This window comes from Candidatus Schneideria nysicola (genome assembly GCF_019923565.1).
Lineage (GTDB): Bacteria > Pseudomonadota > Gammaproteobacteria > Enterobacterales > Enterobacteriaceae > Schneideria > Schneideria nysicola.
This window is the reverse complement of the sequence record NZ_CP074435.1, coordinates 159,181-182,185: the sequence shown is the minus strand read 5'-3', so window position 1 is coordinate 182,185 and position 23,005 is coordinate 159,181. Positions and strand designations below refer to the sequence as shown.

The 23,005-nt window shown below is 27.6% G+C and carries 23 protein-coding genes and 1 pseudogene; 12 read left to right on the top strand and 12 right to left on the bottom strand.

The genetic code is table 11. The features are described 5' to 3' along the window. The 8 genes from KEC37_RS00915 to folK all read right to left on the bottom strand — a co-directional run bounded on the left by KEC37_RS00915 (position 1) and on the right by folK (position 7,684). The gene (locus tag KEC37_RS00915) at positions 1–954 is read right to left on the bottom strand and encodes a beta-ketoacyl-ACP synthase III (RefSeq protein ID WP_223138794.1); all 954 of its coding nucleotides are present in this window, start codon (positions 952–954) and stop codon (positions 1–3) included. Positions 955–960: 6 nt separating this feature from the next. Then, positions 961–1,992: a phosphate acyltransferase PlsX gene (plsX, locus tag KEC37_RS00910; protein WP_223139722.1), complete on the bottom strand. Its 1,032-nt coding sequence runs from the start codon at positions 1,990–1,992 to the stop codon at positions 961–963. Positions 1,993–2,017: 25 nt separating this feature from the next. Next, the gene (gene rpmF, locus KEC37_RS00905) at positions 2,018–2,188 is read right to left on the bottom strand and encodes a 50S ribosomal protein L32 (RefSeq protein ID WP_223138792.1); all 171 of its coding nucleotides are present in this window, start codon (positions 2,186–2,188) and stop codon (positions 2,018–2,020) included. Between the two features lie 212 nt (positions 2,189–2,400). Then, entirely contained in the window at positions 2,401–4,455 is a 2,055-nt protein-coding gene (glyS, locus tag KEC37_RS00900; protein WP_223139721.1) for a glycine--tRNA ligase subunit beta, read from the bottom strand. 25 nt (positions 4,456–4,480) lie between these two features. Then, positions 4,481–5,365: a glycine--tRNA ligase subunit alpha gene (gene glyQ / locus KEC37_RS00895; protein WP_223139720.1), complete on the bottom strand. Its 885-nt coding sequence runs from the start codon at positions 5,363–5,365 to the stop codon at positions 4,481–4,483. 59 nt (positions 5,366–5,424) lie between these two features. Further along, positions 5,425–6,291, bottom strand: a complete 867-nt coding sequence (gene panC, locus KEC37_RS00890) for a pantoate--beta-alanine ligase (RefSeq protein WP_223139719.1) — start codon at positions 6,289–6,291, stop codon at positions 5,425–5,427. Between the two features lie 21 nt (positions 6,292–6,312). After that, positions 6,313–7,110 (bottom strand): 3-methyl-2-oxobutanoate hydroxymethyltransferase, encoded by a 798-nt coding sequence (gene panB, locus KEC37_RS00885; protein WP_223139718.1) that lies wholly within the window; start codon positions 7,108–7,110, stop codon positions 6,313–6,315. A 73-nt stretch (positions 7,111–7,183) separates the two neighbouring features. Continuing rightward, positions 7,184–7,684, bottom strand: a complete 501-nt coding sequence (gene folK / locus KEC37_RS00880; RefSeq protein ID WP_223139717.1) for a 2-amino-4-hydroxy-6-hydroxymethyldihydropteridine diphosphokinase — start codon at positions 7,682–7,684, stop codon at positions 7,184–7,186. 52 nt (positions 7,685–7,736) lie between these two features. On the opposite strand from folK, the gene pth reads away from it, so the two are divergent. The 3 genes from pth to ung are packed head-to-tail and all read left to right on the top strand — an operon-like array spanning position 7,737 to position 10,146. After that, positions 7,737–8,345, top strand: a complete 609-nt coding sequence (pth, locus tag KEC37_RS00875; protein ID WP_223139245.1) for an aminoacyl-tRNA hydrolase — start codon at positions 7,737–7,739, stop codon at positions 8,343–8,345. A gap of 41 nt (positions 8,346–8,386) precedes the next feature. Next, complete coding sequence (gene ychF, locus KEC37_RS00870) at positions 8,387–9,469, top strand: redox-regulated ATPase YchF (RefSeq protein WP_223139716.1); 1,083 nt, start codon at positions 8,387–8,389, stop codon at positions 9,467–9,469. Positions 9,470–9,477: 8 nt separating this feature from the next. Beyond that, a complete protein-coding gene (gene ung / locus KEC37_RS00865; RefSeq protein WP_223139715.1) occupies positions 9,478–10,146 on the top strand; it encodes a uracil-DNA glycosylase in 669 nt (222 codons plus the stop codon). 11 nt (positions 10,147–10,157) lie between these two features. On the opposite strand, the gene grpE is transcribed toward ung, so the two are convergent. After that, positions 10,158–10,766, bottom strand: coding sequence for a nucleotide exchange factor GrpE (grpE, locus tag KEC37_RS00860; protein WP_223139714.1), 609 nt, complete (start codon positions 10,764–10,766; stop codon positions 10,158–10,160). A gap of 119 nt (positions 10,767–10,885) precedes the next feature. Here grpE and nadK point away from each other — a divergent pair, with 119 nt between their 5' ends. Further along, a complete protein-coding gene (gene nadK, locus KEC37_RS00855) occupies positions 10,886–11,767 on the top strand; it encodes an NAD(+) kinase (RefSeq protein ID WP_223139713.1) in 882 nt (293 codons plus the stop codon). A gap of 27 nt (positions 11,768–11,794) precedes the next feature. Here the strand turns inward: nadK and infA are convergent, their stop codons facing one another. Then, on the bottom strand, positions 11,795–12,013 hold the full coding sequence (gene infA / locus KEC37_RS00850) for a translation initiation factor IF-1 (RefSeq protein WP_223138781.1): 219 nt from the start codon (positions 12,011–12,013) through the stop codon (positions 11,795–11,797). Between the two features lie 151 nt (positions 12,014–12,164). On the opposite strand from infA, the gene sppA reads away from it, so the two are divergent. The 4 genes and pseudogenes from sppA to fmt all read left to right on the top strand — a co-directional run bounded on the left by sppA (position 12,165) and on the right by fmt (position 16,738). Further along, positions 12,165–14,015, top strand: a complete 1,851-nt coding sequence (gene sppA, locus KEC37_RS00845; protein ID WP_223139712.1) for a signal peptide peptidase SppA — start codon at positions 12,165–12,167, stop codon at positions 14,013–14,015. A gap of 15 nt (positions 14,016–14,030) precedes the next feature. After that, positions 14,031–15,257, top strand: coding sequence for a multifunctional CCA addition/repair protein (locus KEC37_RS00840; protein WP_223139711.1), 1,227 nt, complete (start codon positions 14,031–14,033; stop codon positions 15,255–15,257). A 34-nt stretch (positions 15,258–15,291) separates the two neighbouring features. Beyond that, positions 15,292–15,735 (top strand): annotated as a pseudogene (def, locus tag KEC37_RS00835) (peptide deformylase); the annotation flags it as partial. Between the two features lie 28 nt (positions 15,736–15,763). Beyond that, positions 15,764–16,738: a methionyl-tRNA formyltransferase gene (gene fmt, locus KEC37_RS00830; protein WP_223139710.1), complete on the top strand. Its 975-nt coding sequence runs from the start codon at positions 15,764–15,766 to the stop codon at positions 16,736–16,738. Positions 16,739–16,783: 45 nt separating this feature from the next. Here the strand turns inward: fmt and KEC37_RS00825 are convergent, their stop codons facing one another. Next, positions 16,784–17,533 (bottom strand): Nif3-like dinuclear metal center hexameric protein, encoded by a 750-nt coding sequence (locus tag KEC37_RS00825; RefSeq protein ID WP_223139709.1) that lies wholly within the window; start codon positions 17,531–17,533, stop codon positions 16,784–16,786. Positions 17,534–17,678: 145 nt separating this feature from the next. Between KEC37_RS00825 and KEC37_RS00820 the strand changes: the two genes are divergently transcribed. The 4 genes from KEC37_RS00820 to dapB are packed head-to-tail and all read left to right on the top strand — an operon-like array spanning position 17,679 to position 21,641. After that, the gene (locus KEC37_RS00820) at positions 17,679–18,863 is read left to right on the top strand and encodes an FtsX-like permease family protein (protein WP_223139708.1); all 1,185 of its coding nucleotides are present in this window, start codon (positions 17,679–17,681) and stop codon (positions 18,861–18,863) included. Next, complete coding sequence (gene lolD, locus KEC37_RS00815) at positions 18,860–19,555, top strand: lipoprotein-releasing ABC transporter ATP-binding protein LolD (RefSeq protein WP_223139786.1); 696 nt, start codon at positions 18,860–18,862, stop codon at positions 19,553–19,555. Before KEC37_RS00820 ends, lolD begins: the two co-directional genes overlap by 4 nt. Before the next feature lie 18 nt (positions 19,556–19,573). After that, positions 19,574–20,779 (top strand): FtsX-like permease family protein, encoded by a 1,206-nt coding sequence (locus tag KEC37_RS00810; RefSeq protein ID WP_223139707.1) that lies wholly within the window; start codon positions 19,574–19,576, stop codon positions 20,777–20,779. Positions 20,780–20,825: 46 nt separating this feature from the next. Next, positions 20,826–21,641, top strand: coding sequence for a 4-hydroxy-tetrahydrodipicolinate reductase (gene dapB / locus KEC37_RS00805; protein WP_223139706.1), 816 nt, complete (start codon positions 20,826–20,828; stop codon positions 21,639–21,641). Between the two features lie 17 nt (positions 21,642–21,658). On the opposite strand, the gene hslU is transcribed toward dapB, so the two are convergent. Further along, positions 21,659–22,996, bottom strand: coding sequence for an HslU--HslV peptidase ATPase subunit (gene hslU / locus KEC37_RS00800; protein ID WP_223139705.1), 1,338 nt, complete (start codon positions 22,994–22,996; stop codon positions 21,659–21,661). Positions 22,997–23,005 lie beyond the last annotated feature (9 nt).

Genomic DNA, 23,005 nt, shown 5'->3' with positions numbered 1-23,005 from the left:
TTAATATCGAAGAAGTGCTGAACCCCACGTAAATCCCCCACCAAATGCTTCTAATAAAATTAGTTGACCCGATTGAATACGACCATCTCTGACTGCCTCATCTAAAGCCAATGGAACTGAAGCAGCAGAAGTATTACCGTGTCTATCGAGTGTAACTATAACCTTTTCCATAGGAATAGCCATCCGTTTGGTAGTAGCTGTAATTATACGTAAATTAGCTTGATGAGGAATTAACCAATCTAATGCACTACAATCTAAATTATTAGCAATAAGAGTCTCACTGATAACTTGAGTTAATTCCATCACCGCTACTTTAAATACATCATTTCCTGACATTTCTAAATAAGAAATAGAAGAAGGATCAATACGATTTTGATAAGGTAACGTCAGTAAATTTCCATAGCATCCATCTGCATGTAAATGAGTAGAAATAATACCTGGATTGTCTGATTGACCTAGTAATACTGCACCTGCACCATCTCCAAATAGAATTAAAGTCCCCCTATCATTAGGATTTAAGGTATGGGTTAAAGTATCAGAACCGATGACTAATGCATAATTTATCAATCCATGTTTAATATATTGATCAGCTATACTTAAAGAATAAATAAATCCAGAACAAGCCGCAGATAAATCAAAAGCAATGGTATCAATACTTCCTAAATCTCTTTGTAATTGGCAAGCAGAACTTGGGAAAGCGTGACTAGAAGAAGTGGTTGCGACAATAATCATTCCTACCTGGTTTGCTTGAATTCCAGCCATATCTAATGCCGCTTCCGCGGCATAGAATCCCATATTAGAAACAGTCTCATGCGCACCGGCTATACGGCGTTCACGTATACCCGTACGAGCAACAATCCACTCATCTGAAGTATTCACCATTTTTTCTAAATCAAAATTAGATCGGATTTTTTGGGGAAGATAACTTCCAGTTCCAAGAATTTTACTAAACATGTATAATTATGTACTTTGTAAAAGTACTGTACTCAATCGTGCTGCTATACGTTCTGGAACATTTTTTTCTACTGCTTGAATTGCTTGTTCAATAGCAGCAGTAAATGCATGTTGATTAGCAGCGCCATGACTTTTTATAACAGTCCCTCTTAATCCTACTAAATAAGCACCATTGTACTGATCAGGATTCAGTTGAGAAATTTGACGATTTACAAAGAAATTTTTTATTAGAGATTTTATTTTTTTTTCTATTATAGAACTTTGATTGGAGGTGGATTGTATAAAGGATAGACAAAATCTTATTACACCTTCCATCGTTTTTAAGGTAATATTTCCAGAAAATCCGTCACAGACCATCACATCTGTCTTTCCGGTTAATAAATCATTAGCTTCGAGATATCCTATATAATTAATAGATTGAATCTGTTTTAATTTTTTAGCTGCTTGTTGAATATGATCCGGTCCTTTATTTTCTTCTTCTCCTATATTTAATAAAGCTACTCTTGGAGTATGTACTCCAATAATTTGTTCTGCAACAACCGATCCCATTAAAGCAAATTGTACAAGCATCGTACCGTCACATACAGCATTCGCACCTAGATCTAATAAAATAGTTTTACCCTTTTTTTTATGGGGTAAAACTACCATTAAAGCTGGACGATTGATCCCATTTAAAGGTTTTAGTATTAAAGTTGCTAATCCCATTAAAGATCCAGTATTTCCTGCACTAACACATGCTTGCACACGTCCAGATTGTATTAATTCAATTGCTAATCGCATAGATGTTCCTTTACTGGCACGTATTGCTTGTGATGGTTTAACATCATTAGCAATAACAGCATGAGCTGGAAATATTGTTAATCTTTCAGAAAGAATAGCATGATATTTTTTTAAATATGTATTAATTGTTATAGGATCACCAACGAGTATAATTTCAAGTTTGGGATATGATATTAATGCTTGTAATGCGGCGGGGACGGTTACAGCAGGACCAAAATCCCCCCCCATTGCATCTAATGAAAGAGATAATATTCTCAATATATTATTGTCCGTCCGTAATGATTTATTTAATATTAATTTTATGACCTCTATAAAACCCATCTTTTGTAAGATGATGGCGGCGATGAACTAAACCGGAAATTTTATCTATAGATAAAGTAGGGATAGTAAGAATATCATGAGATCTACGCATTCCACGTTTTGATCGACTCGATTTTTTTTTTGGTACTGCCATGAAGAAAAACCCTCCTATTAAAATATCTCTCAATAGAGCATATTCTTTTTAAACTTATAAAAGTTTTGTTAAAATACATTTACTGTAGCTTTATAATAATATTTATATATGCTAAATTATAAGATGTTAAAAAATAAATAAAAATATCAATTCGCCGTATTAATCAATACAAACAATATTCTACTATTAGAATAGTAAAAAATTAAACATTATTAAAGTAATAGTGATATATCTGCTATTTGTAATAATATTGTATGTAGTTTTTTAAGTAAAGTTAATCGATTGTTTTGTATCATCTTATCTTCTGTGAAAATAAAGACACTTTTAAAGAAAGACTCAATAACGTCTTGCATTGATATTATTTGCTGTAATAGTTCTTTATATTGAGCATTTTTAAAATAAAATGGTAATTTTTCTTGAAGTGTAATTAAAGCGTTTGCTAATTCTATCTCGTATTTTTCTTGTAGTAAAGAAAAAGAAAAATCTGTATTAAGTATATTATGAGATTTATTTAGAATATTAGCTATTCTTTTATATACGATTAAAATAACCGTAAATTCTTTTTTTCTGATAAAAAATTGAATTGCTTGTATTTTGGCATTAAAATGAAATGGTAAAATATAAGAAGTATGGCAAGCAAGTACTGCTTTAATAATATTATGTTCTCCTTTTGGATATAAATTAAAAAATCTATTTAATATAAAATTAACAGTTTCATCTGTTACATTTGTATTAATTAATTTAGTTTTATATAAACTGACTGTTTTTTTTATCATAGATTCTAAATCTAGTAGCAAACCTTTTTCTATAATTATACGCAATACTCCAATAGCGGCTCTACGAATCGCAAAAGGATCGCTTTCTCCTCTCGGATTCTTATATATTCCTAATATACCTACTATATTATCTATCTTATCTGCCAATGAAACTGCAGATGAGATTAGTGTGGTAGGTAAAATATCGTTAAAAAATCTAGGATAATATTGTTCTTTTTGTGCTAAAGCTATAGAATAAGATTCTCCATCTTGAATAGCATAATGCATTCCTATAATACCTTGCATACTAGGAAATTCGGTTACCATATGAGTAACTAAATCACATTTAGAGAGTAGTCCTGCTCTTTTTGTTTCCTGAATATTAGCATGAATTTTTTTTCCAATCCAAACTGATAAATGTTTAATACGAATACTTTTTTCATAGAGAGAACCTAGATTTTCATGAAATATAATATTATTTAATTTTAATAAGTATTCTTCTAAACGTTGATTAGTATCCTTTTTTATAAAAAATTCAGTATCTATGAGCCTATAATGTAATGTTTTTTCATTCCCAGAAATAACCTGTTCTGGATTCAAAGATTTAATATTAGATACCAATATAAAATAGGGCAGAAGTGTTCCATTTTTATTATAAATTGGAAAATATTTTTTTTCATTTTTCATAATGAAAATTAACACTTCGACCGGTATTTTTAAAAATTTTTTATGAAAATGACCTAGTAAAACTACAGGCCATTCCACTAATGAAGTAATTTCGTCAATAAAATCTTCATCTGTAATATTTACCATTCCTCCAATTTTTTTCACTTGTATTTCAATTTCATCAAGAATGATATTTTTTCGATGTGTATGATCTGCTATCACTTTTCCCTCTTTAAATAAGAGAGGTATATAATTATTTGCATGATCTAATATAATATTTTCTTTTCCGATGAAACGATGACCTTGTAATATTCTATCCGAAGGGATACCTAAAATGGTTCCTGGAATAATTTGATTATCTAATAACAAAGTAATAGTATGAACTGGACGAATAAATTTGATATTGCCCATACCCCATCTCATGGATTTGGAAATCGATAATTTTTTGATGGTATTTTTCACTATATCTAATAGTAAAAATTTTACTAATTGTCCCTTAGATAAAAATTTATAAATTAATTTTCCATTATTAGTAGGCAGTTGATGAAGTTGATCTATTGTTAGTCCTAAATTTCTTCCCCATTTTATTATAGATGGATTGAATTTAAGATTTGACAATCTCGGACTAATTTTTTCAAGATAAATATCTTCTTGTTTTTCATTTAAGTTAGATACTTGTAGTGCTAAACGACGAGGCGTAGAAAAATAATGAATTTTTTCATAACCGATTCGATAATCAGTTAATGCAATACTAAGATGATTAGCAAAATCTTTTGATAGAGAATATGCTAATTTAGGAGGTAATTCTTCTGTACCGATTTCTATTAAAAAAGTATATTTATTCATAACATAAAAAGAATTTATAGTACTACTATATTGAAGTAGAATAATATGTTTTCGCTATTATCTTTGTTAACGTACAAAGGCGTAATACATAATTTTGTCTTTCTGTAACGGATATAGCCTTACGGGATTCTAATAAATTAAAGCAATGAATCGCTTTAAGAAGATATTCATAAGCAGGGAAAAGAAGAGGAGGATTTAATTTTAATAAATTCATGGATTCTTTCTCATAGTGATTAAAAGAAGCTAATAAAAAATGGATATCTGCATACTTAAAATTATAGGCGGAATATTCTACTTCTTTTTGAAAGAATATATCACCATAAGTAATTTTACCGATATCAGAAATATTATTCCATACTACATCATAAATAGAATCTATATTCTGTAAATACATAGCTAATCTTTCAAGACCGTAAGTAATTTCACCTGTTATGGGATTACACTCTAATCCTCCCATTTGTTGAAAATAAGTAAATTGGGTTATTTCCATTCCATCAAGCCATACTTCCCATCCTATTCCCCATGCACCTAGTGTAGGATTTTCCCAATTATCTTCAATAAAACGAATATCGTGTATTTGTAAATCTAATCCAATTGCTACTAAAGAGTCGAGATATAATTTTTGTATATTTATAGGCGAGGGTTTGATAACAACTTGAAATTGGTAATAATGTTGTAATCGATTAGGATTTTTTCCATATCTACCGTCTGTTGGACGTCTTGATGCTTGTACATAAGCAAATGCAATAGGTTTTGAACCTAATGCTTTTAAAAATGTCATAGGATGTGAGGTCCCTGCACCAACTTCGATATCCAATGGTTGGATAATTGTACAACCCTGATTTTTCCAATATTGCTGAAGGTTAAAAATAATTTCTTGAAAAGTCTGCACTTTTTTAGATTGATTCATACTACTACATTCTTTTTATTAGATAGGTAAATTTTTATATATTATGTTATTTTTAATCATTATGAATGATAATGATATAAATTCACTTGTATATTATCAATTAATCTAGTTTTCTCTATCCAAACAGAGAATAATATTACTAATCTTTGAGTAGTAGATGTAGGAAGTGTTAATGTATCAGCATCACATATTTCTAAAGAATCTGGTATTAGTCCTTGTTTATTTAGTTGTAACGCGGCTTCTTTTAATAAAAGATCGTATCTCATTTCACCCTTTTTTATTCTTTTTGCAAGATATAACATTACTTTATACAATATTGGTGCTTTATTACGTTGGGATTGACTAAGAAAACGATTCCTAGAACTTAGTGCTAATCCATCATTAGCTCTGACTGTAGGTATACCAATAACTTGAATATCATAATTTAGATCTTGAACTAATTGACGGATTAAAAAAAGTTGTTGAAAATCTTTTTCTCCGAAAAAAACTATATTAGGTTTTATTAAATTAAACAATTTACTTATAATTGTAGCCACCCCTCTAAAATGACCTGGTCTACTTTTTCCTTCTAGTATAGAAGTAATATTAGGTACTTCTATAAAACTTTGAGTTTCTAGTCCTTTGGGATACATAACTTTATTCTCTATTGGAGAAAAAACTATATCAATATTATGACTTAATAATTTTTCATAATCTTCTTGTAAGGTACGAGGATAAGATTCTAAATCATTCTTACAATTAAATTGCATAGGATTAATAAAAATACTCACTATGACAATATCTGCTTGTGCTTTTGCGGATTTTACTAAAGACATGTGTCCTGCGTGTAAATTTCCCATAGTAGGAACTAGAGCGATACATTTATTTTTCTGATGTAATTTTTTTAATATTTGAGATAAAATATTAGGATGATCAATAATAATCACACTATTCCTCTCTGCTCTGACTTAATGAAAACTATGTTGTATAGAAGGAAAGAGGCCCGTTTCTACTTCTTTTATATAAAGTTGAATAGCCATAGCAATACTTCCACCTTGTTGTAATAGAAAATTTTTAGCAAAAGAAGGAGCATGCTTATCAGTAATTCCAAGAATATCTTGCATAACTAAAATTTGTCCATCAGTATACGAACCTGATCCTATACCAATTACTGGAATTTTTAAGGATTGAGTAATATTTTTTGCTAATTCTATGGGGACACATTCTAAAACTAATAGTTGAATTCCTGCTTTTTCTAAAGCTATAGCATCATTTAATAATATTTCAGCACTATCTTTATCACGTCCTTGAATTTTATAACCACCTAAAATATTAACGGATTGAGGAGTTAATCCAATATGACCACAAACGGGAATTGATTGTATAGTAAGTTTTTTTATAATACCAGTCAATCTACTTCCTCCTTCTAATTTAATCATATTAGCACCTACACGCATTAATTTTGCAGCACTATCACAAGCTTGACTCCAAGTAGTATAAGTCATAAATGGTAAGTCAGCTAATAAAAAACAGCTTGGAGCTCCTCTTCTAACACAACGGGTATGATAAATCATCTCTTTTAATGTAACTGGTATAGTGGAATTATGACCTTGTATAGTCATCCCTAATGAATCTCCTACCAGTATTACCTCAATGCCATTGAGTGCAAATAAATGAGCAAAGCTAGCATCATATGCAGTAATTACAGCAAATTTTCTTTTTTGTTTCCAACTTTGCACATTCGAAATAGTAATACTTTTCTTCATATGAAATCTCTTTCTATATATTTTCAAATAAATTATTTTTAATATAACATTATATAAAATAATGAAATATTAATTAGTAGTAACATAATCTATGTATATTATCCCAATATTGTAAAGTATTAAAATCTTGAATCAATCTCTTTTTTATTTTTTCTTTTTGTAATAAATTCATTGGATAATCTAATTCATACAATGGATATAGTACAAATAAACGATTATAGATATCATAGTGTGGTATGATTAATCGAGAATTTTTTATTCTATCTTCTCCAAATAATAAAATATCTATATCTATTGAACGAGGACCCCAACGTTGTTGTCTAATACGTCCTTGTTGATTTTCAATTTTTTGAATATAATATAGTAGAATTTGAGGATTAAGAGAGGTATCTAACATGACAACTATATTAAGAAAATCCGGTTGATTTTGAGGTCCCATTGGACGACTACGATACCAAGAAGAAGAAGCGATTAAATTAGTATTAGGTAAATCACTAATTGCTTTTAGAGCAGTGTTGATCTGATATTCAGGATTAGCTATATTGCTACCAAGAGATAAATAGATACGTTTCATTATTTTATGATCCAAAATTTTATTATTGTAGAAAATTTAAAAAAATAATATTATGACTATAAAATTGATTGTAGGATTATCAAATTACGGAAATCAATATACTTTTACACGTCATAATGCTGGTGCTTGGTATCTAAAAAAATTAGTTGAATTAAATGGTTCTATTAAAAAACGTATTTTTGAAGAGAAAAAGCATCTTTTAGCTTGTATAAATCATATGATTTTATATGATAAAATTATATATCTATTATTACCTATGACCTCAATGAATATCAGTGGACAATCTGTTTTAGCAGTTAAAAATTTTTATAGAATTTTATCACAAGAGATTTTAATAGTACATGATGATTTAGATTTATTACCAGGTATTGTTAAATTACAATTAGGAGGGAGTCATGGAGGACATAATGGATTGAAAAGTATTATTCAATATTTAGGATATGAAATGAATTTTTATCGTTTAAGAATTGGTATAGGTCGTCCTGATAAAAAAAATAAAAAGAATATTGCTAGTTTTGTACTTGGAACCCCATTATTATCAGAAAAAATTTTAATTGAAGAAGCTATTCATAGAGCTATAAATTGTACTTATATACTAGTCAAAGATGGGATAGAAAAGGCAATGCAAAGATTAAATAAAAAAAATAATTATTCTCTTTAAGAAAAAAGTGAAAATTAGTCTAATAAAAAAATGATATTTTTATGGTATGGAAATGTGGGATTATTGGATTACCAAATGTAGGTAAATCTACTCTTTTTAATATTTTAACAGATTCATATGCAAAAGTGGGAAATTTTCCTTTTTGTACTATTCATCCCAATATTGGAAAAATATTCTTATTTGATTCTCGAGCTTATGAGATTTCTAAGATTATAGAAGTTAAAAAAATTTTTTTTTCATATATAGAATTTATTGATATAGCTGGTTTAATAAAAGGCTCGGCATATGGACAAGGATTAGGTAATCTATTTTTATCAAAAATTCGTGAAAATCACATGATTTGTCATGTAGTCCGATGTTTCGACAATCAAGATATTATTCATGTAAATAATAGGATTGATCCATTAGAGGATATTAATATTGTTAATACTGAACTTTTATTAGCCGATATAGATTTTTGTGAAAAAATCATTTTAAAAATAAAAAATACTAGTAAAAATTTTAATAAGTTTGATAATTTTAAATTATCAGTTTTAGAAAGATGTTTGTATCTTTTTAATAAAGGTATATTATTAAATACTGTAAAATGGAACAAAGAGGAAAATCTTTTTATTCAAAGTCTAAATTTTTTAACTCTTAAACCTATTGTATATATAGCTAATATAGGGAGAATTTCTACAAAAAAAAGTGATCAGTATTTAAATATAATAAAAAAATTTACTCAATCTATCGTCATTCCAATTTGTATAGAAAAAGAACAGGAATATTCTCAGTCTAGAAAAGAAAATTTAAATTTTTTTTCTTTGATTTCACAAAAAAAATCCTCTTTATATTATTTAATTCAATCTATTTATACTTTACTAAAATTATGTACTTTTTTTACTTATAATAATAATGAGGTACGTGCTTGGACTATACCTATTGGGACTATTGCTTTACAAGCAGCTCGTCTTATCCATAGTAGTTTTGAAAAAAGATTTATACGTGCTCAAATTATTAATTTTGATGATTATATTTTGTGTAAAGGAAAAAAAAATGCAAGAGTAATGGGTAAAGTACGTATAGAAAGTAAGAATTATACAGTGAAAGATGGAGATATCATTCAATTTTTACTTAGTAAATAGGGTTAGATATGAAGGAAAAATTATCTTGGAAAGATTTTTTTGAGGAAGAAAAAAAATTAAATTATTTTAAAAATATATTAGATAATATTATTAGAGCGCGTTCTTTAGGAATAAAAATATATCCTCGACAACAAGATATATTTAATGCTTTTCATTATACCGAATTACACGAAGTTAAAGTAGTTATTATTGGACAAGATCCTTATCATGGTCCCCATCAAGCGGATGGATTAGCTTTTTCTGTTAGACATGGGGTTCCCATCCCTCCTTCATTAAGAAATATTTATAAAGAATTGTCTCAAGATGTACCTAATTTTATTAGGCCTAATCATGGATGTTTATATAGTTGGTCTAAACAAGGTGTAATGTTATTAAATTCTATACTTACCGTTGAATCAGGTAAAGCTGGCTCCCACGCTAACTTAGGATGGCTAACCTTTACTGATAAAGTGATAGATATAATTAATTACTACTTAGAAGATATTATTTTTTTACTATGGGGAAGTTATGCGCAAAAAAAAGGAAGAATTATCAATAGAAAAAAACATATTGTTTTGAATGCCGCTCATCCTTCCCCTCTTTCTAATCGTAGTTTTTTAGGATCACATCATTTTTCTACTGTTAATAAAATTTTACTTACAAGAAAGAAATCTATAATAGATTGGTCTATATATTAAATAAATTATTTTTATTTATTATTATCTTGATCTATTTCTATGGATTTAGATACTGTAACCATTGCAGGTCGTATAAGGCGATTATGTAGAAGATATCCTTTTTGTATCATTTTTATCACAGAATTAGGTTGATATTCTTTTGATTCTATAGTATTTATAGCTTCATGAATTTGAGGATTAAATGGAATATTAACTTTATCAATTATATCTAGACCAAATTTTTTCATCGTATCTAAAAAAGATTTTAGAGTCAGTTCTATACCTTCAATAATAGATGATTGTTTATTATTTTCCATTTTATTAGATATTTCTAATGTACGTTCTAAGCTATCAATAACAGGCAATAATTCACTAATAAAGCGTTCTAGAGAAAATTTATGCACCTTTTCTATTTCAAGTAGACTTCTTTTTCTAATATTTTCTAATTCTGCTCTTGTTCTTAATAGACTCTCATGTTCACGTTTTTGAATTTCATGAATTTCTTTTTCTAATTCAGCAATTCTATCTTTATCAGAATATTGTTTATCTTTTTGTTTGTCTTTTTGATCGATTTGATTATTTTGTATTGTATTTTCTTGTATAATTGAATCATCAGTAATTTCTTTTTCTGTATTAGGCATTCTCATTCTCCACGTATTTAGTTTCGTACTAAAACAAGGAAGGTATTATTAGAAATTAAAAAATAAAAAGAAATTTTAATATGTAATTTTAAAAAAATCAAGTAAGGAATTAAATAAAAATGACTACTTTGTTTCGTACTATTGGTATCATTGGTCATTTATCCCATCCTAAAATTTTATCTACTCATAAAATTTTATATCACTGGCTTATTAAAAAAGGTATGAATGTTATTATCGAACATAATATTGCTAAAAATTTAAATTTAATGCGAGCAAATATAGGAAATGTATCTAAAATTGGACAACATGCAGATTTAGCTATTATTATAGGAGGTGATGGAAATATGCTAAGCGCTGCACGTAAATTAGCATTGTATGATGCTAAGATTATTGGTGTAAATCGTGGTAATTTAGGTTTTCTTACAGATTTAGATCCTTTTTCTTTAAAGAAACAATTATCTAATGTACTATTAGGTAAATATTATAATGAAAAAAGATTTTTGTTAGAAGTAGAAGTTTGTAGAAGAGATACAAAACTTAATAAAATTAAGACCGTTATAAATGAAATAGTATTACATTCTGCAAAAATAGCACAAATGATCGAATTTGAAGTATATATTGATAAATTATTTGCTTTTTCTCAAAGATCAGATGGTTTAATTATTTCTACTCCGACTGGATCTACTGCTTATTCACTATCGGCTGGGGGACCAATTCTTATACCAACTTTAGATGCTATTGTTTTAGTCCCAATGTTTCCTCATACTTTATCATCTAGGCCATTAGTAGTTAATAGTACTAGTACCATTCAATTAAAGTTTATTAAAAAAAAATTAGATTTAAGAATAACATGTGATAATCAAATTACTTTACCCATAAAAAAAGAGGAGGAAATTTTCATAAAACGAAGTAAATGTTCTTTAAATCTTATTCATCCTCATAATTATAATTATTTTAATACATTGAGCAGTAAGTTAGGTTGGTCTAAAAAATTATTTTAAATCATGTTCTATATATATATAATAGATTCATCTACTACGGAAGATAATACGTCCCTTACTTAAATCATATGGAGTGAGTTCTATAGTAACTTTGTCTCCTGTTAAAATCTTAATATAATTTTTACGCATTCGACCTGATATATGTGCTGTTACTATATGTCCATTTTCCAATTCAACTCGGAACATAGTATTAGGTAATGTATCTAATACAGTTCCTTGTATCTCAATATTATCTTCTTTAGTCATAAAATTTCCTCTATATCTATAATAGTTATTATAACAAATAATAATAAAATTAGTTTATGATTGCGAAATATTTTTAAATAAAAAGTTATAAAAGAAGTTTTTCTTTCAATCTCTTACTCTTATAAACTACTACATTAATATTGGAGAATAAATGCAGAGTATTATTAAAAAATTTTTTAGATTTTTTATTTTCTTTGGGTATGTAATAGGTTTTATTAATAAAATGATTTTAAGCCTACTCACTATAGGAATAATTCTTATAATTACAATGACTTATTTAAAAAATTCTAATAATCAAAAAATAAGACAAGGCGCTTTAGTAATTGATATCGCAGGTATAATAGTTGATAAATCCGTACATAAAAAATTATCTCAATTAAATCAAATTAATTTTTATCAAAATAATAATTTACAAGAAAATTCACTATTTAAAATTATCCAGATTTTATATCAAGCAAAATCTGATCCCTTAATTCAGGGATTAATTCTATCATTAAAAAACTTTAGTGGAACTGATCAAGCTACTCTTCATTATATAGGAAAAGTTTTAAATGATTTCAAAAAAACTGGGAAACCTATTTATGCTATTGGTTCTCAATATAGTCAAAATCAATATTTCTTAGCTAGTTATGCTAATAAAATTTATTTAAATCCGCAAGGTATGGTGGATATACGGGGTATGGCTACTAATAGTTTATATTATAATACTTTTTTTAAAAATTTAAAAATTAATACTCACATTTTTCGTGTAGGTTCTTATAAATCTGCTGTTGAGCCTTTTTTATTAGATAATATGTCAGATGCTGTTAGAAAAGTTAATACCCATTGGATAAAACAAATGTGGCAACACTATCTCTCAATTGTTGCCTATAATAGGAACATTGATTTAGAAAAATTTTTTCCAGATACTAAAGATCTGTTAAAAAAATTACATGAACTTAATGGGGATACAGCTAAATTTGCATTAGAAAATAAGTGGGTAGATGTAATAGCAACAGATGCTGATATTGAAGAAGAAATGATAAAAATATTTGGTTTTGACAAAAAAAATAGATCTTTTAATAAAATTTATCTTCATGAATATGAAAAAAGATTATTTTATCATAAAGGAAAAAAAGAGAATAAAATAGCTATTATTTTTGTAAATGGAATTATTTTTAATGGACAAGAAATATCAGGTTATGCAGGTAGTGATACCATTATCAATCAAATTCGATTAGCGCGTTTTAATCCAGAAATTAAAGCGATTATTATTCGTGTTAATAGTCCAGGAGGAAGTCTTCATGCGTCTGAAATGATTCGATCAGAAATTATGACAGTAAGGAAATTTGGCAAACCCATTATAATTTCTATGGGAGGATTAGCTGCCTCTGGAGGATATTGGATATCTATGTCAGCTAATACAATTATAGCGAGTCCTGTAACTTTGACGGGATCTATAGGTATCTTTGGAATAATTCATACTCTTGAAAATTCACTCCACGCTATAGGTATTCATGAAGATGGGGTCTCTACTTCTACTTTAGCAAATATATCGGTGTCTAAAGCATTACCTAAAGAATTTGCAGATTTTATGCAACTTAGTGTAGAAAATGGTTATAATACATTTATAAAATTAGTATCTCAAAATAGAAATAAAACTATTGAAGATATTGAAAAATTAAGTCAGGGAAGAATATGGACTGGGAAAGATGCTTTTGAGCAAGGATTAATTGATCAATTAGGAGATTTTGATGATGCTGTTAAAGAAGCAGCTAAATTAGCTAATTTGAAAAAATATACATTATACTGGTATATAGATAAACCTACATTACTATATAAAATAGTAAATCAATTTAGTAATTATCTTAATATTTCTAATATTATAGATGATGCTAAAAAAGATAATAATATTTTAAATCAAATTATATCAGTAGTTTCTAATAAACAGATTATATGGAATGATCCAAGAAACCGATATGCCTTGTGTGTTACTTGCTTTCAATATTATAAAATTATGTAGATAAGGAGTAATATATTGGAAAGATATTTAGTAGGTGGAGCAGTACGTGATACGCTATTAAACCTTCCTGTTAAAGAAAAAGATTGGGTAGTTATTGGAAAAACACCAGAAGAAATGTTAAAAGCAGGTTATCAACAAGTAGGAAAAGATTTTCCAGTTTTTTTAGATCCTAATACTTCTGAAGAACATGCTCTTGCTAGAGTAGAATTAAAATCTGGGAAAGGATATCATGGCTTTGTCTGTCATACTTCTCCAAATGTTACTTTAGAGGAAGATTTGGGTAGACGTGATTTAACAATTAATGCTATAGCAATTGATAAAAATGGGAAGTTAATTGATCCATATCATGGTCAAGAAGATATAAATGATCGTTTATTGCGTCATGTATCAGATGCTTTTATTGAAGATCCACTTCGTTTATTACGTGTAGCTAGATTTGCGGCTAGATTTGCTTATCTCAATTTTAAAATTGCATCAGAAACGATGTTAATTATGCAAAACATGACAAATGAAATAAAATTTTTATCTCCAGAAAGAATTTGGAAAGAAACAGAAAGAGCATTAAAGACGTTTAATCCAGAAATATATTTTCAAGTATTACGACAATGTGGAGCTCTAAAAATTTTATTTAAAGAAATTGATATTTTATTTAATATTCCTTATTTTATCAATGGGGATACGAAAATAAATATGGGGATACATGCTCTTATGACATTATCAGAGATATCAAAGTTTACTGATAATATTGGATTACGTTTTGCAGCTCTATGCCATGATTTAGATAAAGGTATTAACTATTGTGATAATAACAACGTATGTTTACGTAAAAATCATTCTAAAAAATTAGGAGTAAAATTAGTAGAAACTATGTGTAAACGCTTACGTATTCCTAATTTAGTTAGTCAACTAACTCAAATTGCAGTGAAATATCATGAAGTATTACATAATATTTTGATTCTATCATCATATTCAATAATTACATTATTTGATAAAATAGATGTTTGGCGACGTCCAGAACGTTTAGAACAACTCATTCTAATAGCAGAATCTGACTTTAGAGTAAGAGATAATTCATCAAAAAAAATATCTTATCCACAGGCTGATTTTATTCGTAAAGCTTATCGTTTAGTAAAAAATATACATGTAAGAAAAGTAATAGAAGATGGATTTATAGGATCGGCTATTAATAGAGAAATTCATAAAAGAAGAGAACAAGTTTTATCTATTTGGAGAAAACAATAAATAAATTAATGATTCTATTAAAAAATAAAAATTAATGTCAAGATTAAATTTACTCTATTATCCAGATAATAGATTACGTCAAATTGCTCATAGAGTGGAGCATATTAATGAAGAGATTAAATCTATCATTAATGATATGTTTGAAACTATGTATGCAGAAAAAGGAATTGGATTAGCTTCCACTCAAGTAAATATTCATAAACAGATTATCGTCATCGATATATCTGAGAATAAGAATCAACGTTTGGTATTAATTAATCCTAAAATTTTAAAAAAAAGTGGAAAAATTTGTATTCAAGAAGGATGTTTATCCATTCCTCAATATAGAGGGTTTGTATCTAGATCAAGAATAATTAGAGTTCAAGCACTTGATCAAAATGGAAAAAATATCTTATTTAATGCGAAAAATCTATTAGCAGTTTGTATTCAACATGAAATGGATCATTTAATAGGTAAACTTTTTATTGATTCTCTCTCAGAAACTTATAATTAGAGTAAAATTAGGGATGTTGAGTTCATTACGTATTATTTTTGCTGGTACTCCAGAGTTTGCTACTCAGCATTTATATACTTTATTTCATTATTCTCATCATAAAATCATTGCTGTTTTTACTAAACCAGATAGCTTCTCTGGAAGAGGAAAACATTTGATTATGAGCTCGGTAAAAAGTTTTGCATTGGAAAAAAAATTAGCAATATTTCAACCTTTATCTCTAAATACCTCTGAAACAATCCATCAAATAGCAGAATTTAATCCAGATATTATAGTAGTAGTTGCTTATGGATTACTTATTCCTAAAATCATATTAGATTTACCCAAATTTGGTTGTATTAATGTACATGCTTCTCTTTTACCTAGATGGAGAGGAGCGGCTCCTATTCAAAGAGCAATTATTGCAGGTGATAGTGAAACGGGTATTTCTATTATTCAAATGAATTCAGAAATCGATTCTGGTGATATTATATATCAAGTTCGTTGTAATATCTTTCAAAATGATACAAGCAAAAAATTATATGATAGGTTGGCTTATATAGGTGCTAATGCTCTTTTAGAAGTATTAGATAATATATCAAAAGGAAATTCTATGATTAGCCATTCACAAAATGAAATTTTATCTACTTACGCCAAAAAAATAAGTAAGAAAGAAGCTAAAATAAACTGGACATTATCTGCAAAACAGATAGTACGTTATGTACGTGCTTTTAATCCCTGGCCTATTAGTTTTTTTACATTAAATGATAAGAATATGAATATAAAAGTTATAGATGCGCAGATACTATCCGTTAATACTTCTATTAGAAATAGATTCTCTAAACCTGGAACGATATCAGCTACTAATGAAGATGGGATTCAAGTTGTAACAGGTGATGGTATATTAAATTTAACGTTACTACAACAACCTGGAAAAAAAGTAGTCTCTGCTAAAGATATGCTTAATTCAAAGAAAGATTGGTTCAATCCTGGTATTATTTTGAATTAATATAAAATAAGTCTCTATCTACCTACTCATATATGAGTTTATTTATTAAGCCGGATTGTCAATATCTATAAAATGAGTATTAAGATTAAATTTTTTATTTAACCAATCTCCAAGAGATTGAATTCCTCCTCTTTCAGTAGCATGATGGCCTGCAACATAAAAGTGTATATTCATTTCTCTAACAATATGAATAGTTGGTTCTGATAATTCTCCACTAATAAATGCATCAATACCTAATTTTACTGCTTGTTCTATAAATTGTTGTCCGCTTCCTGAACATAAAGCTATGGTTTTTATGGAATCTAATGCATGATCACCATGATAATATAATACATTACGATTTAGTATCTGTGTTAGTTTGCTACGTAAAACTTCTCCTATGATAGGTTTTTCAAAATTTCCTAAAAAGAAAGGGAAGGAAAAGTTGGTACTTATTGGTTTGATATTAAGTATATTGGCTAATGTAATATTATTACCAAGTGACGGATGTATATCTAAAGGTAAATGCCAAGCATATAGATTAATATCATTACATAATATTGTTTTTAATCTTTGACGTTTCATATTATGAATAACAGGGGATTCTTTTTTCCAAAAGAATCCATGATGCACTATTATTGCATCAGCGTTTTTTTCTAATGCATAATTTAATAATTTTTGACAGGCAGTTACACCAAGTATGATATTATTTACTTCTTCCTTTCCTTCTACTTGTAAACCATTAGGAACAAAATCTTGTATCGTTTGACTATTTAATTTCTGATTAATAATATTTTCTAATTTAAAATTATTCATAATGTTCTCTAATGTTTGTTCTCTTATAAGAAACTCAAAAATTTTTTCATATTGATTATTAGTAATTATACCTATATTTCGATAAAATATCTAGCTAGGATAATATGATTAAATCTAATATTAATTGTCTAAAATGAATTTTTTATTGTTTTATATAAGTCTTCGTTATGTTCAAAGTTATTCCAATCGTTTTTATCTTTTTATTAAATGTTTTTCAATATCTGGTATAGCAATAGGTGTGATGGTATTAACTATTGTAATATCAGTAATGAATGGGTTAGAGAATGAATTTAAAATTCATAATATGAGATTTATTCCTCATATAGTAATTACAACTAAAAAAGGTTGGTTAAATACTCAAGAAATATCTATTTCATCTTTGATTGGTTGTAAAAATATATTATATATTACACCTTTCATTACTGGTGATGTTCTTTTGCAAAATCAAAAAAATATTACTAATGGAACATTAGTAGGAATTAATACTTCTGATCCAGAACCTATTTCTAATTATTTAATTAATGCTTGTATAAAACAGTTAGTATCCGGTGAATATAAAGTATTTTTAGGATCTGAACTTGCTAATCGTCTTGATCTGAAAAAAGGCGATAAAGTTAAATTAATTACTTCTATTAAACAATATACTCCTATTGGATCTATTTTTTTACAAAAGATATTTACTGTAGCGGGAATATATTATACCAATACTGAGGTAGACTCTTATCAATTACTTCTTCATATTAACGATGCAGCCGCATTAATGCATTATCCTAATGGATGTGTAACAGGTTGGCGTTTGTGGTTGAAGAATCCAATAAATCCAAGATATTTTTTTTCTATTCCCCCCAATTTAATTTGTAAAGACTTTCGTACAAATAAATTAATGTTAATTCAGGCCATACAAATGGAAAAGAAAATAATAATGATAATTATATTTTTTATTATTTTAATAGCTATTTTTAATATAATTATAATATTAATTATGTTTATCATAGATAAAAAAAATGAAATTGCAATATTAAAAGCTCAAGGTTTAAAAAATAAAAGCATTATGATGATTTTCATAATTTATGGTATTATAATAAGTATTATTGGGATTATTTTGGGTTTAATTTTTGGAATATTTTTACTAAAAAATATTGAAATATTACTAGTATTAATGAAATTAATAGGAATTGTTTCAAAAACAACCAATATTATTATACCAGTTAGTATTAATATTTCACAGATTATTTTTTTAATTATGATAATAATATCGCTCACTTTTATTATAGGAATTTATCCTTCTTGGTATGCCACTACTATTAAACCTTCTAAATGTTTAAGATAAACAATTCTTTTTTATTACAATGTATTCATATAAAGAAATTTTATCAAATTAAGAATTCAAATATAGAAATTCTACATGATATTAATTTTTCAATTAGATCAGGTGAAACAGTTTCTATAGTTGGACATTCTGGTTCTGGTAAAAGTACTTTACTTCATTTAATGAGTGGATTAGAAACTCCTAATGACGGGAGCATTATATTTGAAGAGAAAAATTTAAATGATATGTCTTCTGATGCTTGTGCAAATTTAAGAAATCGTAATATTGGGTTTATTTATCAATTTCATCATCTTTTATTAGATTTTACCGTATTAGAAAATATAGCAATGCCATTGATGATAGGTGGTATTCAATCTAAATTGGCAAATCATTCCGCTTATGAAATGCTAAATTTAGTGGGATTAAGTAAGAAATATATAGAAAGATATCCATATGAATTATCAGGTGGAGAACGTCAACGTGTTGCTATAGCAAGAGCATTAGTAAATCATCCTAAACTTATTTTAGCAGATGAACCTACTGGTAATTTAGATTATAAAAATTCCGAGAATATCTTTCAATTATTAATGGAATTTAATAAAAATTACAATACAGCTTTAATTATGGTAACTCATGATTTAACATTAGCTAATCGTTTAAATCGTCAATTTGAAATGCGTAATGGAAGGTTAAATATTTATAATCCTAATTAATAAATAAATTATAATATTATGAGATGGACATTAAATATCGCATTACGTTTTATTCAAGGTCAGAAACGAGAATCTATATCCTTATTAATTTTATCTCTCGCAATTGTTAGTATTAGTTTAAGTATGATAGTAATTATTGTTTGTCTTAGTACTATAAATGGTTTTGATTTAGAATTACATGAACGTATTTTAGCAGTAATTCCTCATGGAGAGATTGAACCAGTTACTCCATATATCAATAACTGGAAAGATATAATCAATAAAATTACAAAAGTACCAGATATTATTACTGTTTTTCCTTATATAAATTTTACTGGTTTAATAGAAAGAGGGGATAAATGGCATAATATACAAATCAAAGGTATCACACACATTCATAATCTCACTCGTAATCTTCAATGGGATTTTTCTATAGGTAAGCAACAAGCTCTTATTGGAGAAGGACTTGCTAATATTTTGCAGGTTAATCTAAATGATTATTTAAGTGTTATAATTCCTGATTATGATAGTAATTGTTTATCTTTTAAACGTATTTATCTTAAGATAATAAAGATTATCTCTCTAGGTAGTTATATAGATAATAATTTATTATTAGTTCCTTTATCAGATGCTCAATATTATTTAAATATAGGATATAATGATGTTACAGGTATTGCTATTAAAGTATATGATGCTTATCATATCGATAAGATATTATATCTTATTGGAAAAGATATTGGAAATATAATCAATAAACCTGTATATATTAATAGTTGGATATCAAATTATGGTTATATGTATTATGATATTCAAACTATGCGGATAGTTCTTTATATTACCGCTATTTTTATGATAGTTCTTGCTTTTTTTAGTATTACCTCTACCTTAATGTTAATCGTTAAAGTTCGAGCAAAAGATATAGCTATATTACATATTTTAGGTACTACGCATAAATTAATATCTATTATTTTCATTTGGTATGGATTTATCATTGGAATAATAGGAAGTATAATAGGTATACTATTAGGTGTAACTTTTACTCTTAATTTAAATATATTACGAGAATGGATAGAATTCATTCTGAATCGTAATCTATTACCCAATGATATTTACTTTGTTAATTTTATTCCCGTGAAATTATGCTGGATATCTATAGTAAATTTATTACTAATTGGATTAGTATTAAGTATATTAGCTAGTTGGTATCCCGCTCGACGTGCTATTCGTTTTAAAATAAATCTATAAATATACTAACAAAAATAATTCAATAAAATATTTAAGGAAGGAAGATATGTCGGTACAAAATTTACCTATTCGTGTTGCCATAACCGGAGCTGGAGGAAGAATGGGTTGTCAATTATTAAGCGAGATAAAAAAATCAGAAAACGTTATTTTAGGAGGAGCTTTAGAAAATCGTCATTCTCATTTAATTGGTAGTATCATTTCATCCGAATCTAATATAAAAATTACGAGTGAAATTAATGAAATAAAAAATGATTTTGATGTATTGATTGATTTTAGTAATCCAGAATCAACGATGTTTTATTTAGATTTTTGTTTAAAAAATAAAAAAAAGATGATTATAGGAACAACTGGATTTAATAATGAACAAATTTCCTCTATAAAATCAGTATCCGAGAATATAAGTATTGTATTATCTGCCAATTTTAGTATTGGAGTAAATGTCATGTTAAGACTTTTAGAACAAACTGCTAAAATTATGGGTAAACAATGTGATATTGAAATTATAGAAATACATCATAGAAAAAAAATAGATGCTCCTTCAGGTACAGCATTAACTATGGGTAAAACTATTGCCGATACTTTAAATTTAAATTTTAATGATTGTGCAATTTATGGAAGAAATGGACAAGAAACAACTATAAGAAAAAATAATACTATTGGGTTTTCTAGTATCCGTGCAGGCGATATTGTTGGAGAACATACGGTTATTTTTGCAAATGATGGGGAAAGGATTGAAATTACACACAAAGCATCTAGCCGTTCAACATTTGCTAATGGAGCTATTAAAGCGGCTATTTGGATATCGGATAAAGATAACGGATTATTTGATATGTCTAAAGTATTAAATCTATATAAAGAGTAATAATATAATATTAAATTTTATAGTATAAAACGACTTAAATCTTCATCAGATACTAATTCATCTAAATGATTAGAAACATATTCAGCATCTATTATAATAGATTTTCCTGTCCATTCACTAGCATCATAAGAAATATCTTCCATTAAACGTTCTAAAACGGTATGTAAACGACGAGCTCCGATATTTTCGGTTCTCTCGTTTACTTTCCAAGCTACCTCAGCAATACATTTAATTCCATCTTCTGAAAAACTAATATTTACTCCTTCTGTTGCCATTAATGCTATATATTGAGTTGTTAATGAAGCATTGGGTTCAACTAATATACGTCTAAAATCTTCTGTTGTTAATGCTTTTAGTTCTACGCGAATAGGTAAACGACCTTGTAATTCTGGAATTAAATCTGATGGACTAGAAATCTGAAAAGCACCTGAAGCAATAAATAAAATATGATCTGTTCTAACAACACCATATTTAGTCGAAACAGTACAACCTTCTACTAAAGGAAGTAAATCTCGTTGTACTCCTTCACGAGAGACATCTGGACCAGAAACTTCATTTCTCTTACAAATTTTATCAATTTCGTCAATAAAAACAATACCATTTTGTTCAACAGACTCAATAGCTTTTTCCTTAATTTCTTCTAAATTTATTAATTTAGATGCTTCTTCCTCTATTAAAAGCTTCATAGCTTCTTTTATTTTAACTTTTCTAATTTTTTGCTTTTGACCTGCTAAATTTTTAAATAATGATTGTAATTGATTAGTCATTTCCTCCATCCCAGGAGGAGCCATAATTTCAACACCTATTGAAGGAGAAGATAAGCTAATTTCAATCTCTTTATCATCTAATTCTCCTTCTCGTAACTTTTTTCTAAAGTATTGACGTGTATTATTATTAGATTCTGTACTATTTTCTTCTTTTTGACCCCAAACATCTTTAGCAGTAGGAATTAATACATCTAATATACGTTCTTCAGCTAATTCTTCTGCACGGAAATGATTTTTCTCCATTGAAGAAAGACGTACCATTTTTACAGCAGTATCAGTAATATCACGAATAATAGAATCTACTTCTTTACCTACATAACCTACTTCAGTAAATTTTGTAGCTTCCACTTTAATAAAGGGAGCATGTGCTAATTTAGCTAATCTTCTAGCTATTTCTGTCTTACCAACTCCAGTAGGACCAATCATAAGAATATTTTTAGGTGTGACTTCATAACGTAATGTTTCTTCTAGTTGCATACGTCTCCAACGATTACGTAGTGCAATAGCTACTGCTCTTTTAGCTTTATATTGACCAATAATATATTTGTCAAGTTCAACAACAATTTCACGTGGTGTCATTTCAGACATTTTAAAAAA

Bases quoted from the DNA above. Each gene is read 5' to 3' on its own strand.
- nadK (WP_223139713.1), top strand. From the start codon at position 10,886: ATGACTACTTTGTTTCGTACTATTGGTATCATTGGTCATTTATCCCAT.
- dapB (WP_223139706.1), top strand. From the start codon at position 20,826: ATGTCGGTACAAAATTTACCTATTCGTGTTGCCATAACCGGAGCTGGA.
- fmt (WP_223139710.1), top strand. From the start codon at position 15,764: ATGTTGAGTTCATTACGTATTATTTTTGCTGGTACTCCAGAGTTTGCT.
- KEC37_RS00825 (WP_223139709.1), bottom strand. From the start codon at position 17,533: ATGAATAATTTTAAATTAGAAAATATTATTAATCAGAAATTAAATAGT.
- pth (WP_223139245.1), top strand. From the start codon at position 7,737: ATGACTATAAAATTGATTGTAGGATTATCAAATTACGGAAATCAATAT.
- glyQ (WP_223139720.1), bottom strand. From the start codon at position 5,365: ATGAATCAATCTAAAAAAGTGCAGACTTTTCAAGAAATTATTTTTAAC.
- hslU (WP_223139705.1), bottom strand. From the start codon at position 22,996: ATGTCTGAAATGACACCACGTGAAATTGTTGTTGAACTTGACAAATAT.
- folK (WP_223139717.1), bottom strand. From the start codon at position 7,684: ATGAAACGTATCTATTTATCTCTTGGTAGCAATATAGCTAATCCTGAA.
- panB (WP_223139718.1), bottom strand. From the start codon at position 7,110: ATGAAGAAAAGTATTACTATTTCGAATGTGCAAAGTTGGAAACAAAAA.
- grpE (WP_223139714.1), bottom strand. From the start codon at position 10,766: ATGCCTAATACAGAAAAAGAAATTACTGATGATTCAATTATACAAGAA.
- sppA (WP_223139712.1), top strand. From the start codon at position 12,165: ATGCAGAGTATTATTAAAAAATTTTTTAGATTTTTTATTTTCTTTGGG.
- ychF (WP_223139716.1), top strand. From the start codon at position 8,387: ATGGTATGGAAATGTGGGATTATTGGATTACCAAATGTAGGTAAATCT.
- ung (WP_223139715.1), top strand. From the start codon at position 9,478: ATGAAGGAAAAATTATCTTGGAAAGATTTTTTTGAGGAAGAAAAAAAA.
- KEC37_RS00915 (WP_223138794.1), bottom strand. From the start codon at position 954: ATGTTTAGTAAAATTCTTGGAACTGGAAGTTATCTTCCCCAAAAAATC.
- KEC37_RS00810 (WP_223139707.1), top strand. From the start codon at position 19,574: ATGAGATGGACATTAAATATCGCATTACGTTTTATTCAAGGTCAGAAA.
- infA (WP_223138781.1), bottom strand. From the start codon at position 12,013: ATGACTAAAGAAGATAATATTGAGATACAAGGAACTGTATTAGATACA.
- glyS (WP_223139721.1), bottom strand. From the start codon at position 4,455: ATGAATAAATATACTTTTTTAATAGAAATCGGTACAGAAGAATTACCT.
- rpmF (WP_223138792.1), bottom strand. From the start codon at position 2,188: ATGGCAGTACCAAAAAAAAAATCGAGTCGATCAAAACGTGGAATGCGT.